This is a genomic window from Streptomyces sp. NPDC096012 (assembly GCF_040426375.1).
Lineage (GTDB): Bacteria > Actinomycetota > Actinomycetes > Streptomycetales > Streptomycetaceae > Streptomyces.
In genome coordinates this window covers 38,710-54,028 of sequence record NZ_JBEOTD010000045.1, presented here as the reverse complement: position 1 = coordinate 54,028, position 15,319 = coordinate 38,710, and the positions used below count along the sequence as shown (strand labels likewise).

Here is a 15,319-nt window from a genome sequence, read left to right as displayed (position 1 = left end):
AGGCCGGCCCGCTCACGAGGTGCCGGGCCGGCCGACGTAGGGGTCGCCGAACCGGCCGGCGTACGGGGCGTGGAGCCGGCCGGCCCGCCGTCCGCGTGGATCAGCCCGTGTACGTGTGCAGGGTCAGGCCGTAGCGGTTGAGGATCTCGTTGATCGGCTGGAACCAGGTCTCGCCGCCGCTGGAGCAGTTGCCCCAGCCGCCCGAGGTGACGCCCTGGGCCTGATCTCCGGAGATGAAGGAGCCGCCGGAGTCACCGGGTTCGGCGCAGACGCTCGTCTTGGTCATCTGGTACACCGCGCCCTGGCTGTAGTTGACGGTCTCGTTCATGGCCAGCACCGTCCCGCAGTGCCAGTGCGACGTCGATCCCGAACGGCAGACCGAGGACCCGACGGGTGCCACGGCCGAGCCGCGCACGAGCTGGTCGGGCACCGTGCCCCAGCCCAGCACCACCGGGACGGTCCACCAGCCGTTGCCCACGCTGACCCAGGCGTAGTCGTTGTCCGGGAACGAGGAGCCCTGGAAGGTGCCGATGTACGAGCCGTCCCAGCCGCTGACCCCGGCGCCGGGCTGTCCGCAGTGCCCGGCGGTCACGAAGCCGCCGTACACCGAGAATCCTATGGAGCAGCGGACGTTGCCCGTGTAGTACGGGTCGCCGCCCACGGTGCCCGCGGCGAAGGTCCGGGGGGCCGACGAGACCGTCCCGACGGTGACGGGGCCCGCCTTGCGGGCACGGGCCAGGAAGCGCCGGACATCGTTGTCGGAACGCTCGGAGCGCACGACGTCCACGACGACCGTGTTGGCGGCCGGATCGACGTGCCAGCCGCTGACACCCGCGGGGGCGGGCAGCCGGTCGATGCGCGCCTTGGCCGTGTCGAGCGTCCGGGCGCTGTGTTCGACGGTGCGGACGGCGGCCCCGGTTCGGGCGACCGCCCGGCGCGTGGTGGCCGACGCGTCGTGGGTGAGGGCCACCGTCAGGCGCCCGCTCACGGCGTCGAACCAGGACCCGGCGTAGGCGGCCGCGGCCGCGCGGCGCGCTTTCGGGGCGATCGCGGTGGCGGTGCGCTCCGCGGCCAGCCTGGCCTCGGCCTGCTGCCGCGTCAGGTGCAGGTCCCGCCGCATGGCGGACACCAGTGCGTCGGAGGCCGGCTTGGCCGCGGCGGCCGGTGCGGCACCGGAGTCCGAGCCGGTGGCCGAGGCGGCACCGGGGTGCGAGCCGGTCGCCGACGCCGGGAACGCACCCGCCGCGCTCACGCCACCGAGCGTCAGCAGTGCGGCCACGGCGGCATGCGCAAGTTTTCTGTGTCTCACGGGAGTTGCCCTTCGTCGTTCCAGAAGTGGGGGTGGAACAGCCGATTGCTGAGAGCGCTCTCATGTGCGACGGGGCAGAGCCTAGCGGCCCTCTTGGGTCAGGTCCATGCCAATGCACGGATTCACTGGGAGGAAATCAGTGAGCCGGAACCACGGCGCCGCCGGGCCGCGGCCGGCAGGGCGCGGACCAGCGGGCAGCGGGCAGCGGGCGGCAGAACCTCCCGAGGGTCGGCGCGCGACCGTCCGCAGGGCCGGCAGGGCACGCGGGCCGGCGGGTGACGGTCGGCACCGCACGCGGGCCGGCGGGCCACGGTCGGCACCGCACCCCGGTCAGCGAGCCACCGTCCGCACCGCACCCCGGTCAGCGAGCCACCGTCCGCACCGCACGCGGGTCGGCGGGCCACGGTCCGCACCGCACCCCGGTCAGCGGCCCATGGTGGGCACGGCACCCGGGTCGGTGACCCGCGGCCGGCGGACGCCCGGGTCAGCGGGCCGGTCCCTCGGGCGCCGGGCCCGGTGGCAGCTGGGCCGGACTGACCAGTTCACCCAGGACCTCGGCCATGAACTGCACCAGCCAGCGCTGGGATGGGCTGCGCGAGGCTTCGTGCCGGGCGTAGAGCGCGATCTCGATCGGCTCGATCTCGAACGGGAGCCGGACCAGGCGGAGTCGGTGGGAGGCGGCGAAGACCTCGCCCACGTACTCGGGGACGACCGCGATCAGGTCGGTCCGCTCGAGCAGGTACGGAAGCATCGTGAAACGGGTGGCGTCGACGGCAACGCGGTCCAGGAGTCCGTGGTTGGCCAGCACGGACCGGGGGACGACGTGACCGCTCGGGCCGTACACCGTCGCATGGTGCTCGGCCGCGAGCTGCGACAGGGTGACCGAGGTGCCGCGGACCCGGGGGTGTTCGGCGGCGACGATACCGACGTAGCGCTCGTGGAAGAGCGGTATGCGCACGGTGCGGTGGGAGGTCAGGACCGGCGTGGCGACGAAGGCGTCGAGTTCGCCGCGGCGCAGTTGGCTCTCGGCCTCGTCGACGTCCAGGGCGCGGACGGTGAACGACACCCGCGGCGCACGCTCGCGGGCCGCCGCGAGCAGGCGCGGCAGGAGGGTCGCCTCCCCCAGGTCGGAAAGGGCGACGGTGAAGCGTCCCGCCATCGTCGCGGGATCGAAGTCGTCACCCTGCCGGATCGCCCCGTCGATCTCGGCGAGGGCCCGCTGCAGCGGCTCGTACAGGCGGCGGGCACCGGCGGTCGGGGTAAGGCCCCGGCCGGTGCGGCGGAACAGCTCGTCGTCGAAGTGACGGCGCAGCTTCGCCAGGCTGTAGCTGACGGTGGGCTGGGTGACGTGCAGTGTCTCGGCGGTGGCCGTGACGCTGCCGGTCTCGTAGAGCAGCACGAAGACACGGGCGAGATTGAGGTCGAAGCTGCTCATATCGACGGACTCTATATCGCGGGCCATCAACATCTATTGGTGACCATGTCGCGCGCTCCCTAGCGTGTGCTGCATCACTCCGGAAGGAGCTGTGGCGCGTCACTCCGAGAGGAACAGCTGTGCCGTCTGTGCGTCGTATCGCCCATGAGTTCCTGGCCCGGCAGGGGCTCACCACGGTCTTCGGTAATCCGGGCTCCAACGAGCTGCCCTTCCTGGCCGGCCTCCCGGACGGGTTCCGGTACGTCCTGGGGCTGCACGAGGGCGCCGTCGTGGGCATGGCCGACGGGTACGCCCAGGCCAGCGGCCGTCCGGTGCTGGTGAACCTGCACGCCGCCTCCGGTTCCGGCAACGCGATGGGCGCGCTGACGAACGCCGTGGCCTCACGGACGCCCCTGGTGATCGTGGCCGGCCAGCAGGTGCGGCCGGCCATCGGACCGGAGGCGAACCTGGCCAACGTGGACGCTCCGGCGCTGATGCGGCCGCTCGTGGGCTGGGCGGCCGAGCCGGCCTGCGCGCAGGACGTGCCGCGCGCCCTGGCGCAGGCGGTCTTCGAGGCGCGGCTCCAGCGCCGGCCGGCCTATCTGTCCGTCCCGTACGACGACTGGGCGGCCGACGCGGACGAGAACGCGTCGGCCGTGCTGGACCGGCGGGTGCTGCACGCCGGCGTGCCCGGCGCGGAACAGGCGCGCGCGCTGACCGAGGCGGTCGCCGCCGCCCGGCGGCCCGTGCTGGTGCTGGGCGGCGACATCGACTCGGCCGGGCTCTTCGACGACGCCGTGCGGCTGGCCGAGCGGCTGGGCGGGCCGGTGTGGGCGGCGCCGTCGCTGTTCCGGCTGCCCTTCCCCAACCGCCACCCGCTGTTCCGCGGAGTGCTGCCCGCCGGCATCGAACCGGTCTCCCGGGCGTTCGAGGGCCACGACCTCGTCCTGGTCCTCGGCGCTCCGGTCTTCCGCTACCACGAGTACCTCCCCGGGCGGTATCTGCCGGAGGGCACCCGGCTGATCCAGGTCACCGAGGACGCCGGCGCCGCCGCTCGGGCGCCGATGGGCGAGGCACTGGTCGCCGACCCCGCGGCGGTGATCGAGCTGCTGGTGAAGTCCATCGACGCGCCCGACGTGCCGGACGCGGCCGGTACCGGCTACCGGCCGGTGCCCGCGCCGCCGGCCGCGGACGGGCCCCGCCTGCATCCCGAGGAGGTGTTCGCCGCCCTCCGGGACGAACAGCCCGACGACACGGCGTACGTGGTGGAGTCGACCTCGACGAACTCCTCGTGGTGGCGCCAGATGGACCTGCGCCGGCCCGGCTCCTACTACTTCCCGGCGGCCGGCGGCCTGGGCTTCGGGCTGCCCGGCGCGGTCGGGGTGGCGATGGCCCAGCCGGACCGCCCGGTCGTGGGCGTGATCGGGGACGGCTCGGCCAACTACGGCATCACCGCCCTGTGGACGGCGGCCCGGCACCAGGTGCCCCTCACCGTGGTGCTGCTGCGCAACGGGACCTACGGGGCACTGCGCTGGTTCGGCGGGCTGCTGGGGGTGCCGGACGCGCCGGGCCTGGACATCCCGGGGCTGGACTTCACCCGGATCGCGGAGGGTTACGGCGTAGCCGCCCGGCACGTGGCGGGCGCGGCGGAGCTGCGGGCCGTACTGGCCGAACACCCGGACCGCCCCCGGCTGATCCAGGTCGACACGGCGCTGACCACGCCGTCCTGAACACACTGTGCCCACAAGCCCGTTCCTCGGACGGCTCACCGACTTCACGGTGACGGAAGGGAAACCGATGACACTGCTGGACAGCGACGTCTGGAGCAAGAGGTTCTTCAGCGACGGCTGGCGGGACGCCACACACGAACAGCCGGTGACCGAGCCGGCGACCGGGTCGCAGCTCGGCACCGTGGGGCTGGCCGCACCCGAGGACGTGGGCCGCGCCGCCGTGCGCGCCGCCGGGGCGCAGCGGGCCTGGGCGGCCACCTCACCGCAGGCGCGGGCGGCGGTGCTGCGCCGTGCGGGCGAGCTGTTCACGGAGCATGCCGCCGAGATCGAGGAGTGGCTGGTGCGGGAGGCGGGCTCGGTCCGGGCCAAGGCCGGTTCCGAGGTGCGCCTGGCCATCGGCGAGTGTTTCGAGTGCGCGGCGCTGCCGACGCATCCCCAGGGTGAGGTGCTCACGTCCGAGGACGTCCGCTGGTCGCTCGCCCGGCGCCGTCCCGCGGGGGTGGTGAGCGTGATCGCCCCGTTCAACTTCCCGCTCATCCTGGGGCTGCGTTCCGTGGCGCCGGCACTGGCGCTCGGCAACTCCGTGCTGCTGAAGCCCGATCCGCGTACCGCGGTCAGCGGCGGCGTGGTGATCGCGCGCGTCTTCGAGGAGGCCGGGCTGCCGTCCGGTGTGCTCCATCTGCTCCCGGGTGACGGGTCGGTGGGCCAGGCGGTCGTGGAGGCCCCCGAGGTGCGGGTCGTCTCCTTCACCGGATCGACCCCCGTCGGGCGGGCGATCGGCGAGCGGGCGGGCCGTCTGCTCAAGCGGGCCCACCTGGAACTGGGCGGGAACAACGCCCTGGTGGTGCTGGAGGGGGCGGACGTGAACGCGGCGGCCTCCGCCGGGGCGTTCGGCTCGTACCTGCACCAGGGGCAGATCTGTATGACGACCGGCCGCCACCTCGTGCACGAGTCACTGCTCGCGGAGTACACCGCCGCGCTCGCCGCCAAGGCCGCGGCGCTGCCGGTCGGCGACCCGGCCCGGGAGGACGTCGCGCTGGGCCCGATCATCGACCGGCGGCAACTGGAGCGGGTGCACGGCATCGTCACCGCCAGCGTCGCGGCGGGCGCGACGCTGGCCGCGGGCGGCGAGATCGTGGGCGCCGGGTACCGGGCCACGGTGCTGAGCGGCGTCACCACCGACATGCCGGCCTGGCGGGAGGAGATCTTCGGGCCGGTCGCACCCGTCCTCGGCTTCTCCACCCTGGAGGAGGCGGCGCGGATCGTCGACGACTGCGAGTTCGGGCTGTCCGTCGGCATTCTCGGTGACGTCGGTACGGCGATGAAGCTCGCCGACCGGATCGACTCCGGCAAGATCCACATCAACGAGCAGACCGTGGGCGACGAGCCGAACGCGCCCTTCGGCGGGGTCAAGGCGTCCGGGACCGGGTCCCGGTTCGGCGGTGCCGCCGCCAACGTCGAGGCCTTCACCGAGACGCAGTGGGTCACCGTCCGCCCGGACATCGCCGACTACCCGTTCTGAGCCGTCCGGCACCGCGCCCACGACCAGCGGTCCCCGGCCGCGAGTTGCGCACACCGTCCCCGTCCTCCTCTCCCACAGCCGCTCCCAGGGGGGAATCACCATGGCATCCGTCGCCTCTTCCCACGCGTCCGGCGCCTCCGCGTCGACCGGCGCCTCCGGACGCAACGTCTGGACGGTCGTCCTGTGCTGGACCACCGTCATGCTCGAGGGCTACGACCTCGTCGTCCTCGGCGCCATCATCCCGACGCTGCTCAAGACCCGTCACCTCGGCATGACGGCGGGGGACGCGACCACCGTCGCCACGCTGTCGCTCGTCGGCGTCGCCATCGGCGCGGTCCTGGTCGGCCCGCTGGCCGACCGGCTGGGCCGGCGCTCGCTGCTCATCGGCTCGGTGGTGCTCTTCTCGGTCTTCACCCTCCTGGTGCCGCTCGCCGGTTCCGTCGCGATGTTCGCGGTGCTCCGCCTCGTCGCCGGTCTGGGCCTCGGTGCCTGCATGCCGGTGTCGCTGACGATGATGGCCGAGCACATGCCCGCCGAACGCCGGGCCCGCGCAAGCACCCTGACCATGACCGGCTACCACACCGGCGCCGTGATCACCTCGCTCCTGGCCCTTCAGGTCACCGACAACTGGCGGGTGCTGTTCTACGTCCTCGGCGCCGCCGGACTCGTCGTCGCGGTCGTCCAGTGGTTCCGGCTGCCGGAGTCGGAGGCGTTCGTCCGCGCCCGGAAGACGCCCGGACCCCGGCGTGTGCCGTTCGCCGACCTGCTGAAGCCGGCCTACCTCCGCGCGGGCATCGGCATCTGGGTGGCCTCGTTCATGGGCCTGCTGCTGGTCTACGGCCTCAACACCTGGCTGCCCAAGCTCATGAACGACGCCGGCTACCCCGTGCCCACGGCCGTCACCCAGCTGCTCATCCTCAACGTGGGCGGGGTGGCGGGGCTGGTGCTGGGCGGTTTCGTCGCCGACCGGCGCGGCATCAGGCTCACCACCGCGGGGTGGTTCGCGGTCTCGGTGGGCATGCTGGCCTGTCTCAGCGTCAGGATGCACAGTGATCTGCTGCTCGACACCGTCGTGTTCCTGACCGGGGTGTTCGTCTTCTCGGCGCAGGTGCTGGTCTACGCCTATGTGACGAACTTCTATCCGGCCGCCGTCCGCGGCACCGCCCTCGGCTCGGCGTCCGGCATCGGGCGCATCGGCTCCATCGTCGGCCCGTCGGTCACGGGCGCCCTGGTCGCCGCCGGAGTCGGCCACCCGTGGGGCTTCTACTTCTTCGCCGCCGTGGCCGTCCTCGCCTTCGCGGCCGTCCTCACGCTGCCGGGCCCCGCGGGCACGGCGGACCGGGAGGCCGTCGAGCCCGCCGTCTAGTACTCCGGTGCGACTTCGCGATCTCGTGTTGGTCGCATGTGGCCGAGGGCTTCGTCGGTGGGTTCCGGGATCGAGGTTCGTGAGCGTCGGGGCCGGGCGCCCAGCCGCATCGTGTACCGGATGGGCAGGGCGGAGCAGGCCCGGATGACCACAGCCGACACACAATGGGATGCGGAGGCGAGCATTCGTTACTCGGTCGTGGCTGGTGCTTCCCGCTCCCTCTGGCGCTGCTCGTACCGTGAGGGCGCGTCGAGTATCCAGGACCATGACTCGTACTCGTCGACGGGTCCCACCCGGTCGGCGCCGTCAACGCAGCGCGGTTCGTCCCGCTCGGCCAGTCCGTAGACGGCCCAGATCCGAGTCTGCTGGTCCGCGTCGTCGAGCAGGCCGGCCAGGGTGTCCCCGATGGCTGGTTCCGGATTCAGGCTGTGCGCGAGCTGGTAGCCGGCGCCCTTGCGGACGGAGGCGTCGGTGTCCCGGGCCAGCGCGAGCATGGCGTTCAACCCCTCGGGTGTGAACGTCTGCCGCCCCGACCTCTCCGAGTCCACGATTCTCAGGGTCGAGAGCACCCCGGCGCGTACCCGCGGGGCAGGGTGGGCGAGGTAGGAGAGCCCCAGTGGCTCGATCCTCGGGTCCTCATGGTGGCTCAGGCCGGCCAGGATCTCGGCCAGGACGTCCGAGTGTTGCTCCTGCTTCGCCCAGTCGAGGAAGAGCTCGAGCATGCGCTGCTCGAACGGGCTCGGGACGTTCGTCAGGTCAGCCTCGATGTGGAGGCAGACCAGGACCTCCACGCCGAAGCGGCGGTGCAGGGGATCGGGATGGCCCCGCAGTGCCGCCGCAGCCTCCCAGGTCTCGTCGTCCTGTCTCCGGGCAACGGTGTGGACGATCTCCGACCAGACGGCGTGTTCACGGTCCGGGTACTCGAGTGCGCACGCGCGGGCCGCCAATTCGTCAAAGCCCACGTGCAGTCCGAAGTGCTTCTCGAGGACGGTGAGAATCCCTGTGTGGCCGTCGCGGACGGTCATTCCGCCGAGCCGGAGCACGTGGTAATCGGTGGACCACTCCTTGTCCCGGATGCGAACCCGCTCGACCGCATCCGAGGTACCGGTCAGCTCCCGGAGCATGGTGACCGGGCCTGTCTCGTGCCACTGCCGGGCGCGTGCCAGCAGTTCCGCGCGGGTGGCCTCGCCGATGAGGGCCGATCCACCGAGCATGCCGAAGACGAGGCCGATGGAACCGCTGTCGACGGCCCGCAATCGTGGGGTGCTCCCGTCGGGCAGCCGACGGTCAGGATCCGCGCCGCCTTCCACCAGATAGCCGGCGATCGTCGAGTTGAACGCTGAGATGGCCAGGCAGAGTGCGGGGGTGCCCTGCTCGTCGACGGCGTCGGGATCCGTCCCGTCCTCGAGCAGTATTCTGACCGCGTTCTCGTCCCCGTTCCGCACCGCCGTGACGAGTGGATCCTCGCCCATCCCCAACCCCCTGTTGCACTCGATCTGTTGCACTCGATCGCCACGCAGCCGCAGGCCGGGAGAGACATCGTCGGCCGAGTCCGTGACACCGTCCCTGTGCCGGAACCACGGGCTGAATATCCGGGCGTCGGGCCGCTGACGCATGTCGCGATCGGCGGTCGATCCCGTGCCTCGTCCGGCGCGGATCCCACTGACTGAACCAGCAGGTCACACCCGATGGATCTGGAGCGGCCACCGCGTGATCACCAGGGGTTGTGTGGACTCCTGAAGATCAGGCTGCGGCCGCGGACCACAGCATAGATGCCGCCCGTTGGCGTGCCCTGTTCGACCTGGCCATGTCCCGGATTGCGGGCCGGTTCAAGCGGGTTCCTGGCCGTCGCCTGCGGCACACGGGTGCTGATCAATCAGGGGCGGACCACCGCCCGCGCGGATGCCGTGGCCGACCGCCTGCCCGCCTCGACCTGGCACCGGCAGAGCGCCGGAGCCGGAGCGAAGAGGCCGCGCTACTACGACTGGGCCTGGATCGAGATCGGGGCCGACTGCCCCCCGGCATCTGCTGATCCGCCGCACCCAGAGCAGCGGCGAAATCGCCTTCTACCTGTGCTGGGCCCCCAGGACACCGACTCCGACTCTGCCGCCCACGAACCGGCTTCGTTCATCCCCACCACGACCAGCACGACGAAGCCGACCAGCTCAGGCAACGATTTCTGACTGGAGTACTAGTGGTCGCCCGGCACAGGTGCGTCAGCTGTACACGAGGAGGTAGTCGCATGTGCTCGTGCCGTCGTGGATCGACGTGTCGCTGTTGAGGACGTAGAAGGCACCCGCGAACCCGGCGGCGGTCATCTTCGGGACCACGATGATCGTCTGGTCGGCCATGTTCAGCGAGTTGGGGCGGACGACGTTCGTGTAGAGCAGGCCGAAGAGGTTGTCCTGGAGGTTGGGGAGCCGGAGGATGCGGTACACGCGGTCGCCCGCCGAGCCCGTGACGGCGGCCTGGTTGGCCGGGTTCGCCCACTGGGAGGGGGACGTGGCCATGCGGCCCTGCGACTCGAGTTCCTGGAGGCGCCGCTGCGTGCTCGCCCGGACGCCGGCCATGTGGATGTGGAGCTGGTTGAAGCGGCGGGCGGTCTGTGAGTTGATGCCCAGGCCGATGTTCGGGTACTGCACGGGGACGTCTCCGCCGCTGCGCGCGTTCTGCCACGCCTCGTTCCAGTAGTTGGGCGGCCCGCTGGTCACGAGGAACGGGCACTCGATGCCCGTGACCCGGCACGTCGGCGACAGGAGATAGTTGTGCGTCGTCTCCGGCTTTCCGTGCAGCACGACGTAATTCGAGGTCACCTTCAGGCAGTCCGGCTTGGGCTGCGGCGGCGGGGGGACGATTCCGCTGGTGCAGTACTGGACGTCGTGCCACAGCGGGTCGTTGTCCGTGGGCCGGCCGCAGATGCCCTGGAGGCTAGTGGGCGGGCACGGGCTGGTGCCGCCCGGGGGAAGCGTGGTGGGGCACGAGTCGGGGGTCGGACCAGCGTCGAGACCGCTCGCCGCCGCAGCGGAACCGCCGACCGTCGCGGCCGCGCCCGTCAGGACCGTCGCGGCACCGAGGGCACCGGACAGCGCGACGAATTGACGCCGGGGGACTTCCTTCGCCTGCTGCTGGTCATGCATTTCTGATCTCCGATGGAGTGGGCACCGACGGGGTTTTTCGCAGAATATGTGCCGGAAATCGATTTGCGGTGACTCCACCCGTCGGCTGAATGAGTGAGCGTGCGGAACGTCCACCGGGCGCGGCACCCGGGTCGCCCCGGCTGACCGCGTGACCTGGACGCCGGCCCGGTCTCGGCCACTCCCCCCGCTTCTGTGGCCGCACGGACGTCCATGAGCGGCTGCTCGCCGCGGTCATGGACGACCTGCATCAACTAGCTAGCCGTCGCCGGCCCGGTCAGGCGGCGGGCAGGGGCAGCAGCATGCAGGTGCTCGTGGCGTGCGGGCGGCATTTAATGCTGTGGTCCGCGGCCGCAGCTGACGGCATGAAGTGGCTGGAGATGAGCACCGAGAACTGCACGGTCCAGCGCACCCTCGACCTGGTCGGGGAGAAGTGGACGCTGCTGATCGTGCGTGACGCCTTCAACGGGGTGCGCCGCTTCGACGACTTCCACCGTCATGTGGGGCTGTCGGAGGCGGTGCTCGCCGACCGGCTCCGCAAGCTGCTGTCCGCCGGGATCCTGCGCACGGTGCCGTACCGGGAGGAGGGCAGCCGGACCCGGCGGGAGTACCGCCTCACCCGCAAGGGCCGGGACCTGTGGCCCGTCCTGGTGGCGCTGCGGCAGTGGGGCGAGACGTACGTCGCCGACCCCGAGGGACCGGTCCTGGACATCCTGCACAGCGACTGCGGGGCGCCCGTACGGGTCGTCGTCGAGTGCTCGGGGGACCACGACGTGCTCGATCCGGGCGACGTCAGGGTGCTGCCCGACCCCGGGGCCCGCCCGCTGGCCTGAGACCGCGGCGCGCGGTGCCTCGCCGGTCCCCCGGTGCCGGCGTGCCGCGCCCGCCATCGTCCTCGCCCGGTTCCGGTTCCCCCGGCCCGTGCCGCCGGCCGGGCCGGGCTATCCTTGCCGCCGTACCTGGACACGGGGTGCCCCACGCGGGGGCTGAGATCACACCCGTCGAACCTGAACCAGTTAGGACTGGCGGAGGGATGTCACATGTCATTGCCGCATGCCCATGACGAGGCGGCGGTCGACGAACCGCAGCGTGTCTTCGACGGGCGGATGCCGGCGGCTCCCGGTGATCTGCGGGTGGAGGCGCGAGGCATCGCGCCGGTGCCGGAGGACGCCCGGTACGGCGGCCCCGGGCGGCTGTTCACCGTCTGGTTCGCCCCCAACCTGACCATGACGGGCGTGTTCACCGGCACCGTCGGCGCCGCCCTCGGGCTGGACTTCGCCACCGCGCTCGTCGCCGTGGTGCTCGGCACCGTGCTGGGCGCGATACCCACCGCCTACCTGGGCACCTGGGGAAGTCAGACCGGTGCGGGACAGCTGCCGCTGGCCCGGCTGGCCTTCGGCCGGGGCGTCACCCTGCCCGGCGCCCTGCAATGGCTGTCGTCCATCGCCTGGGACGCGCTGATCGGCCTGTTCGGCGGGGATGCGCTGGCCCAACTGTGCGGTCTGCCCTTCTGGATGGGCGTCCTGGTGATGATGGCGGCACAGGGCGTGCTGGGGGTGCTCGGATACGAGGCGATCCACCGGCTGCAGACGGTGATGACCTTCGCGCTCGCGGCGTCGTTCGCGTGCCTGGCGGTGAAGCTCCTGAACGGCGCCGAGCCCGCGACGGCCACGACGGTGCACGGCGCGGACCGGGCGGGCGCGTTCGTCCTCACCTGTACCGTCGCGCTCAGCCTGGCCCTGTCCTGGGCCCCGTACGCCAGCGACTTCAGCCGTTATCTGCCCCGGTCCGCGTCCCGCCCGCGCATGTTCTGGTGCACCCTGCTCGGCGTCGCCGTGTCCTTCGTCGCGGTGCAGGCGCTGGGCCTGTGGGGAGCCGCGCAGTTCACCGACCAGACCGCCCGTGGCGTCGACGACCTGCTCGGCGGCGGCGCGCTCGGCGCGTTCGGGCTGCTCGCGGTCGCCCTCGCGGCGCTGTGCAGCAACGCCATGAACGACTACAGCGGCTCGCTGGCGCTGCAGACCATGGGCGTGCGGCTGCCGAGGCCGGTGGCCGCGGCCCTCGCCGCGGTGCTCGGTTTCCCGCTGGTGCTGTGGATGCACGCGGCCGACACGACCGCCCGCTTCCAGAACGTGCTGCTGTTCGTCGGGTACTGGATCCCCGCGTTCGTCGCGATCGTGATCGTCGACTGGGTGGTGCGCGCGCGGGCCCGCGGTGGCCGTCCGGTCGACCTGGCGGCGGAGGCCTCCCGGCCACAGCCGTGGTGGCCGGCCCTGACCGCGTTCGTCGTCGCCTTCGCCGTGGCGGTGCCGTTCATGAGCACCAGCCTGTACGTGGGTCCGGTCGCCCGGGCCCTGCACGGCGCCGACCTCGCCTACCCCGTGGCGTTCGCCGCGGCTCTGGCCGTGTACGCGCCGTTGCGCGCCCGGCGCCGCACCTGATCGCGTTCCCTCCGTCTCCCCCGCAGTCGGTCCCCGGCGCAGGTCCCCGCCGTCCGTCCCGGGGGCGCCGCCGGGCGGGGCGCCGCCGGGACGGAGGATGTGCCGGGCGTCGGGGACGGCATCCGCCCGCTTACCGGCCCCGGCGGACTGCCGTATCGTGAAAAGTGCCTGCGGAAGGATCAGCGCTCCGACCGCGGCGAGGACGGCCCGCGTTCCGGCCCGCAGCCGGTGCAGAGGCCATGAGCAGGAACAACGGGCCGCAGAAGCTCAGGATCGCCTCGATGTCGGTGTCCACGCCGGTCACGGCGCGGCCGGGCGTCACCAGGACGAACGGTGCGCCGCGGCCACGGGCGGCGCCTCGTCCGGCGGAGCCGCCGACAGATTCCCCGTCGTGCCACCGATGCCGGCCGGGCACCCGGCGCGGCTCACCGGTCCGTCTCCGGAGGCGCCCCGGAAACCGGCCGGACCCCCGTCGGCCGACGGGCCGGGACCGTACGGCCGATCGGCGGAAACGCCCCGGGCATGTTCGCGGACGGCTCCCGGGGTGGTACGCATCGAACCGCGGACGTGCGAGGAGCGGAGCGCAGGTGATCCGGGTACTGGTGGTCGACGACGAGGCCCTGATCCGGGGCGGCTTCACCCACATCCTCAGCTCGGCGGACGACATCGAGGTCGTGGCGGCGGTGCCGGGCGGTCAGGCCGTCCAGGCGGTCGGCGAAGCGCACCCGGACGTCGTCCTGCTGGACATCCGGATGCCGGACGTGGACGGGCTCACCGTCCTCGCCGAGATCCGGCGCATGACGGACCCCCCGGTGGTGGCCATGCTCACGACGTTCGACGCCGACGAGTACGTGGCGGCCGCACTGCGCTCGGGTGCCGCCGGGTTCCTGCTCAAGGACACCGATCCCGAGCAACTCCAGCACCTGGTGCGGGCCCTCGCCGACGGCGGGACCGTGCTGTCGTCGAAGGTCACCCGCACGGTGGTGGACGGCTATCTCGACCAGGGTGCGCGTGAACCGGCCACCCGCCTCACCGCCCGGCTGACCGATCGCGAGCGGACGGTCCTCGTCCTGATGGCATCGGGGCTCGGCAACACGGACATCGGCCGGCGGATGCACCTGAGCACCGGCACCGTCAAGGGCCACGTCAGCGCCGTGCTCAGCAAGCTGGGGGTCGGCAGCCGCGTGCAGGCCGCCCTGATCGCGGAGCGCGCGGGCCTGCTGGGGCCCGCGCACGCCGAGGACACCCGATGACATCCCGCCGACCGCGACCGCCCTCGCTCCTCCTGGACGCCGCCCTCTTCTGCGCGGCGCTGATCGACACCTGGGCCCACGTCGGTCTCCAGGATCCGCCGGTGGCCCCGGCCTGCGCGCTGCTGGCGGTGTCCGCCCTCTTCCTGCGCCACCGTCTGCCGATCCTGACCTTCCTGCTCACGCTCCCGGCCGCCATGGTCTCGGACGCGGTCGTCGCCCCCGTGGCAGCGCTCTACACGCTTTCCTCCCTCAGCCGCAATCGCATCCTGCTGGGCGCCTGCGCCCTGATCTACGCGGTCAGCGACTTCCTGCCCTGGCCCTGGACGCGTCTGCGCGCGGACGACCTGGCCGACACCCGCGCGGTCGTCCACTTCGGCTACAGCCTGGCGACGGCGGCCGCCCCCGTCTTCCTCGGCCAGCTCGTCCAGGCCCGGCGCGAGCTGTCGCTGCGGCTCGCCGAGATCACCGCGGCCCGTGAGTCCGAACGGCTGCTGACCGCGCAGAGCGTCCTGGCGAAGGAACGCGCGCAGCTCGCCCGGGAGATGCACGACGTGGTGTCCCACCAGGTCAGCCTCATCGCCGTACAGGCCGGCGCGCTCCAGGTCGGCAGCCGGGACGAGGACACCAAGCAGGCCGCGGCCTCCATCCGGCGGCTCAGCGTGCAGACCCTTGACGAGTTGCGGCACATGGTCAGCGTGCTGCGCGCCTCCGGGAGCCGTCCCACGGAGCTCACCCCGCAGCCGTCCCTCGCCGACCTGCAGCGGCTCGTCGGCAGCAGCGGCATCGAGGCGGAACTGAAGACGGACCTGCCGGAGGACCTTCCCCCCACCGTGCAGCGCGCCGTCTACCGCACCGTCCAGGAGGCCCTGACCAACGTCCGCAAACACGCCCCGGGCGCGACCGCCACCGTCCGCCTCGTGGGCAGGAACGGTGCCGTGCACGCCACGGTCACCAACACCGCCGCCACCCGCCCCGCACTGCCCCTGCCCAGCGCCCACCACGGCCTCGCGGGTCTGGGCCAGCGCGCCGAACTCCTCGGCGGCACCGTCAGCGCGGGCCCCACGGCCGACGGCGGCTGGGAACTCCGCCTGGAGATGCCCGTGGAGCGCAACCGCTGACGGCATGCGCGGAGGGGACCGGCGGGACTTCG

The 15,319-nt window shown here is 72.4% G+C and carries 11 protein-coding genes, 1 pseudogene and 1 riboswitch; of the genes and pseudogenes, 8 read left to right on the top strand and 4 right to left on the bottom strand.

Going from position 1 to position 15,319, the window contains the following annotated elements; genetic code table 11:
- Positions 1–100 precede the first annotated feature (100 nt).
- Together ABVB68_RS31550 and ABVB68_RS31545 are read right to left on the bottom strand one after the other, a co-directional pair.
- Complete coding sequence (locus ABVB68_RS31550) at positions 101–1,309, bottom strand: S1 family peptidase (protein WP_353604595.1); 1,209 nt, start codon at positions 1,307–1,309, stop codon at positions 101–103.
- Positions 1,310–1,793: 484 nt separating this feature from the next.
- Positions 1,794–2,744, bottom strand: coding sequence for a LysR family transcriptional regulator (locus tag ABVB68_RS31545; protein ID WP_353604594.1), 951 nt, complete (start codon positions 2,742–2,744; stop codon positions 1,794–1,796).
- 119 nt (positions 2,745–2,863) lie between these two features.
- Here ABVB68_RS31545 and mdlC point away from each other — a divergent pair, with 119 nt between their 5' ends.
- The 3 genes from mdlC to ABVB68_RS31530 all read left to right on the top strand — a co-directional run bounded on the left by mdlC (position 2,864) and on the right by ABVB68_RS31530 (position 7,341).
- Positions 2,864–4,453 carry a benzoylformate decarboxylase gene (gene mdlC / locus ABVB68_RS31540; protein ID WP_353604593.1) on the top strand — a complete coding sequence of 530 codons (1,590 nt, stop codon included), beginning with the start codon at positions 2,864–2,866 and terminating at the stop codon, positions 4,451–4,453.
- Positions 4,454–4,520: 67 nt separating this feature from the next.
- Positions 4,521–5,975 (top strand): aldehyde dehydrogenase family protein, encoded by a 1,455-nt coding sequence (locus ABVB68_RS31535; protein ID WP_353604592.1) that lies wholly within the window; start codon positions 4,521–4,523, stop codon positions 5,973–5,975.
- Between the two features lie 100 nt (positions 5,976–6,075).
- A complete protein-coding gene (locus ABVB68_RS31530; RefSeq protein WP_353604591.1) occupies positions 6,076–7,341 on the top strand; it encodes an MFS transporter in 1,266 nt (421 codons plus the stop codon).
- Between the two features lie 188 nt (positions 7,342–7,529).
- Here ABVB68_RS31530 and ABVB68_RS31525 read toward each other — a convergent pair whose 3' ends face one another.
- A complete protein-coding gene (locus tag ABVB68_RS31525; protein WP_353604590.1) occupies positions 7,530–8,813 on the bottom strand; it encodes an ankyrin repeat domain-containing protein in 1,284 nt (427 codons plus the stop codon).
- 345 nt (positions 8,814–9,158) lie between these two features.
- Between ABVB68_RS31525 and ABVB68_RS37060 the strand changes: the two are divergent.
- A pseudogene (locus tag ABVB68_RS37060) lies at positions 9,159–9,426 on the top strand (IS701 family transposase); the annotation flags it as partial.
- Between the two features lie 131 nt (positions 9,427–9,557).
- Here ABVB68_RS37060 and ABVB68_RS31520 read toward each other — a convergent pair.
- Positions 9,558–10,478, bottom strand: a complete 921-nt coding sequence (locus ABVB68_RS31520; protein WP_353604589.1) for a CDP-diacylglycerol diphosphatase — start codon at positions 10,476–10,478, stop codon at positions 9,558–9,560.
- Between the two features lie 362 nt (positions 10,479–10,840).
- On the opposite strand from ABVB68_RS31520, the gene ABVB68_RS31515 reads away from it, so the two are divergent.
- The 4 genes from ABVB68_RS31515 to ABVB68_RS31500 all read left to right on the top strand — a co-directional run bounded on the left by ABVB68_RS31515 (position 10,841) and on the right by ABVB68_RS31500 (position 15,287).
- Complete coding sequence (locus ABVB68_RS31515; protein ID WP_353604610.1) at positions 10,841–11,308, top strand: winged helix-turn-helix transcriptional regulator; 468 nt, start codon at positions 10,841–10,843, stop codon at positions 11,306–11,308.
- A 123-nt stretch (positions 11,309–11,431) separates the two neighbouring features.
- Positions 11,432–11,526, top strand: a riboswitch (TPP riboswitch).
- On the top strand, positions 11,516–12,916 hold the full coding sequence (locus ABVB68_RS31510) for a purine-cytosine permease family protein (protein WP_353604588.1): 1,401 nt from the start codon (positions 11,516–11,518) through the stop codon (positions 12,914–12,916). It overlaps the preceding riboswitch by 11 nt.
- Positions 12,917–13,503: 587 nt before the next feature.
- Positions 13,504–14,169 (top strand): response regulator, encoded by a 666-nt coding sequence (locus ABVB68_RS31505; RefSeq protein WP_353604587.1) that lies wholly within the window; start codon positions 13,504–13,506, stop codon positions 14,167–14,169.
- On the top strand, positions 14,166–15,287 hold the full coding sequence (locus ABVB68_RS31500) for a sensor histidine kinase (protein WP_353604586.1): 1,122 nt from the start codon (positions 14,166–14,168) through the stop codon (positions 15,285–15,287). Before ABVB68_RS31505 ends, ABVB68_RS31500 begins: the two co-directional genes overlap by 4 nt.
- Positions 15,288–15,319: the final 32 nt, after the last annotated feature.